At 41.1% G+C, this 3,643-nt stretch carries 3 protein-coding genes, 1 tRNA gene and 2 pseudogenes; all 6 read right to left on the bottom strand.

What is annotated here, in order from left to right:
* Positions 1-924 (bottom strand): annotated as a pseudogene (locus QZ169_RS11450) (hypothetical protein); the annotation flags it as partial.
* Between the two features lie 188 nt (positions 925-1,112).
* Positions 1,113-1,185, bottom strand: a tRNA-Thr gene (locus QZ169_RS11445).
* A gap of 51 nt (positions 1,186-1,236) precedes the next feature.
* Entirely contained in the window at positions 1,237-1,695 is a 459-nt protein-coding gene (locus tag QZ169_RS11440; RefSeq protein ID WP_295507149.1) for a GNAT family N-acetyltransferase, read from the bottom strand.
* Positions 1,696-1,745: 50 nt separating this feature from the next.
* Positions 1,746-2,531, bottom strand: coding sequence for an ABC transporter permease (locus QZ169_RS11435; protein WP_295507147.1), 786 nt, complete (start codon positions 2,529-2,531; stop codon positions 1,746-1,748).
* A gap of 1 nt (position 2,532) precedes the next feature.
* Entirely contained in the window at positions 2,533-3,351 is an 819-nt protein-coding gene (locus QZ169_RS11430; RefSeq protein WP_295507145.1) for an ABC-2 family transporter protein, read from the bottom strand.
* A 1-nt stretch (position 3,352) separates the two neighbouring features.
* Positions 3,353-3,643 (bottom strand): annotated as a pseudogene (locus tag QZ169_RS11425) (sugar ABC transporter ATP-binding protein); the annotation flags it as partial.

Raw genomic sequence — 3,643 nt, 5'->3', positions numbered from 1 at the left:
CGAATCTATCGAATTAGGCTTGTCAGAGCTTGCCGAGTTTATTGACTCAGTTGTAGAATCTGATTCTGAGATAAAACTACCTAGACTATCTGCATCTGCAGTCAAGCCACTGCCAAGGTCAGCAGAAGATTCGGATCCAGTTGTATCGGCTGGTTTATCCGAAACGAAACTACCTAAGTTATCAGAATTAGCTGTCAAACCATTGCCTGTAGAATCCGCAGGGCTTGATTCAGTTGCCGATTCTGCCAAATTAGGCTTGTCAGATCCTGCCGAGTCTACTGGCTCAGTTGTTGGATTAGCTGAATCTATAGGAGTCGAGGAAGCCGTCGTTTCATCTGTAGTAGTGACAGAATTAGTTGCATCCGTAAGGGGTGTGGGAGCGGTCGCTACTGCTGCATCTGGTGTGCCCGCCATTATCTCATCTGTGCTCGTTGTTGGATTGCTTGATTCTGTAGAAACTGGGGCAGAAATATTCCCCAGATTAGTCAAATTATCACCATCATTTGCTGACGCATCCAAAGAATCAATAGTTGGAATATCTGAAGCGAAGTCACCTAAACTATCCGGATTAACGGTCAAACCGCTGCCCAAATCAGAGGAAGAATCATCATCAGATGTGTCATCGTCAGAATCCGAAGAGAAGTGACCTAAATCATCTGCATCAGCAGATAAGCCACTGCCCAAATCAGAGGAATCATCATCGTCAGATGTGCCATCGTCAGAATCCGAAGAGAAGTGACCTAAATCGTCTGCATCAGCAGACAGACCGCTGCCTAAATCAGAGGAATTATCATCGTCAGAATCTGAATCATTAGACGAACTGAAACTACTAGAATCTGAAAAACTATCAGAGTCACTGCTATCAGCACGAACTTGTCCTATACCAATAAATATGGAAATTAGTAAAATTAAAAAAAATAGCAATCGTTTTTTCATAAACACCTGCTCCTTTCTTTTTATACTAATTCACTGTATCATATTTCTCTTTGATTTTCTTGATTTTTCCACCATGTAAAGATATTTTAACCTCTTTGCATTCAAACTTTTATAATTGACACCTTGTCCAGTAAAAAAAGAAATCTTGCTTTTACAAGATTTCTAAGACCTATGTATGCCGATTGCAGGGTTCGAACCTGTGACCTACGCGTTACGAGTGCGTTGCTCTACCAACTGAGCTAAATCGGCGCCTTTTCCCCTTTATTTTAGCATCTTGAGTTTTTTTGTCAAGGGAAAATTTCACAACTTCTTAACCCAAATCAAACAAGGGTTGCTTTTATCCCAAAGTTCAGGAAAGATTTCTAACTTTTTAAAGCCTTGAGTCTGATAGAAAGCGTTGGTCCTGTCGTAAGTAGGATAATGACCTGGTGCTACCGTTTTTACTTGCAGATAGGATGCTTTTTGACGAGCAGATTTTTCTAACCCCCCTAGAAGTTGACTGCCAATTCCCGCTCTATGATAGAATTTCTTAACAGCTAGACAGTCAATCTCAGCACAATCTTCACTAGAGTATGATAAGCTTACAAAGCCAGCCAAATCACTCTCCTGATAGGCAGCCCAAACTTGCAAATCCGTAGCTCCTTCAATGTAAGCTTGTGTACTTTCAGGTATTCCAAACCATTCTGGTAGATCCTTCAAAACTTCGCTAACCACTATCATCTTTTGTTTTTCTTCCTTCACTTCTTCAATTACCATCATCTTAAAACCCTTTCTTGATTTAAGCTTTAGGACCAATCATATTTTCTATCTTACGATCCAGCACTTTCATAGGCGTCCAAGCCCCTGTCCCATAGTTTCAAAGAAATGACAAAGAAGACAAGGGAAATTAGAATCAAACCACCGATATTAAAGAGTCCATTCTTTTCCTGCAAGAAATAGCTAGCTGGATAGTAGGCCGTAAAGGCGAAAGGCACGATAAAACTAATCAACCAACGGATAAGCGAGTGGTAAATCGAAATCGGATACTTGGCAAAATCATTGAACATATAGAAAATGTAAATCATAGCGCCTGACTGTTTGGTCCAAAAAGCGATACTGGCTGTCGCGATTTTCAAGGAAGTATAAATCAAGGTCGCAAAGGGGATACAGACTAAAAAAAGCAGGAATTTGGGAAGAGTCCAAGCAATGCTTGATACTGTTGTCCCTAGTAAAATTCCACCAACCAAAAGTTCGCCCAAGGCATCAATCTGAAAGGTCTCGACTAGGATGTGAAAGAGAGGATTAATCGGACGAGTCAGATACTTATCAAACTCTCCTTTTCGGACTAGGCGTTGTCCCAGTGCCCAGAGATTATCAAAAAAGAGATGGTCCAGTCCCTTGGGAATCAAGGAAAATCCATAGATAAAGGCAATCTCTTGAAAGGTCCAGCCTTCTAGCGAGGGGATGTGTTGAAAGATGACATTGAGAAACAAGAGGTTCAAACCTTGGGTCAGAAAGACACCTAAAACACCAACCACAAAATCCACCTTGTATTCCATGATTTGCTTGATGTATTGTCTGATAAAAATCAGATGCATGCGTTGATATTTTTTCATACTAACCTCCTTGAATGGTGATAAAGGACTGGACTCGTTTCCAAATCAACTGAGACAAGCCCACCATCACTAAGAGCCAGAAGAATTGTAGCAAAAGCGCCTGAAGAAACTGACTAGCATCATATTTCCCAACGATAATCATGACCGGAGTATAGATCAAGGATGAAAAAGGCAAGAAGGACAGAATATCTGAAACAAGCTTTGGAAAGAAAGCCAAGGGAATCAAACTTCCAGACATAAAGGCCACTATGGAAGTCTTAAGTAGATTGGACCCCCATAGATTTTTAAACACAAAGGCTGAAAATCCAAAGCAGATATTAAAGAAAAAGTTGATTAGGTAGGCCAGCGTTAAGCTAAAGAAATATAGGACGGTTAATCCCAGCACTTCTAAAACAGCTTGCCCCGATAAGATTTTCATCAAGACAATCACACTCAAGAAAGGAAGTCCGACACTGACAAAAATCAACCACTTAGAACCAAGCTCTGTAAAGAGGTACGAAGCCGCAAAATGCACCGGTCTCAATAAGCGCATGATAATGGAGCCATCCTTAACCTCCTCCCCAATCATAAAGGAAGAATCTGACTTGGTCAAGAGATTGGTCACAAAACTCATGATGATGTAGAGGGTGATATCAGCCATACTGAAGCCCTGAATCAAAGACTCTTGCGAGGAATCAAAGACAGCCTTCCAGAGATAGAAAGCGACAAAAGCCCCCATCACATCACCAATCCGATAGAGAAGAAAGTTGACTCGATAGGTAATCAACTCCTGAATCCCTGCATTGATAAAGGGTTTATAACGTCTCCACAATTTGACCATCTTAGAGCTCCTTTCGATAGAAGCGACGGATAATATCCTCAATATCCGTATCCACCATCTTCAAATCACGGATTTCAAAATCAGACAGGGTTTGCTTAATAATATCAGCTGACTGGTAGCGGGAACTATCAAATTCAATATTGAGGCTATTTCCTTGTCTATCAATGGTCATATCAGGCAAGCCTTCATAGTGAGAAGCGAGATGACTTTGACCTGGCACCAGTTCAAAGGAAAGAGTCTTCATCTTGCCAAAGGTTTCCTTGAGCTGGCTAACCGTTCCATCAAAAATCTC

This window comes from uncultured Streptococcus sp. (assembly GCF_905372115.1).
Lineage (GTDB): Bacteria > Bacillota > Bacilli > Lactobacillales > Streptococcaceae > Streptococcus.
The sequence above is the reverse complement of the archived record's forward strand: the minus strand, read 5'-3'. Positions and strand labels throughout refer to the sequence as shown.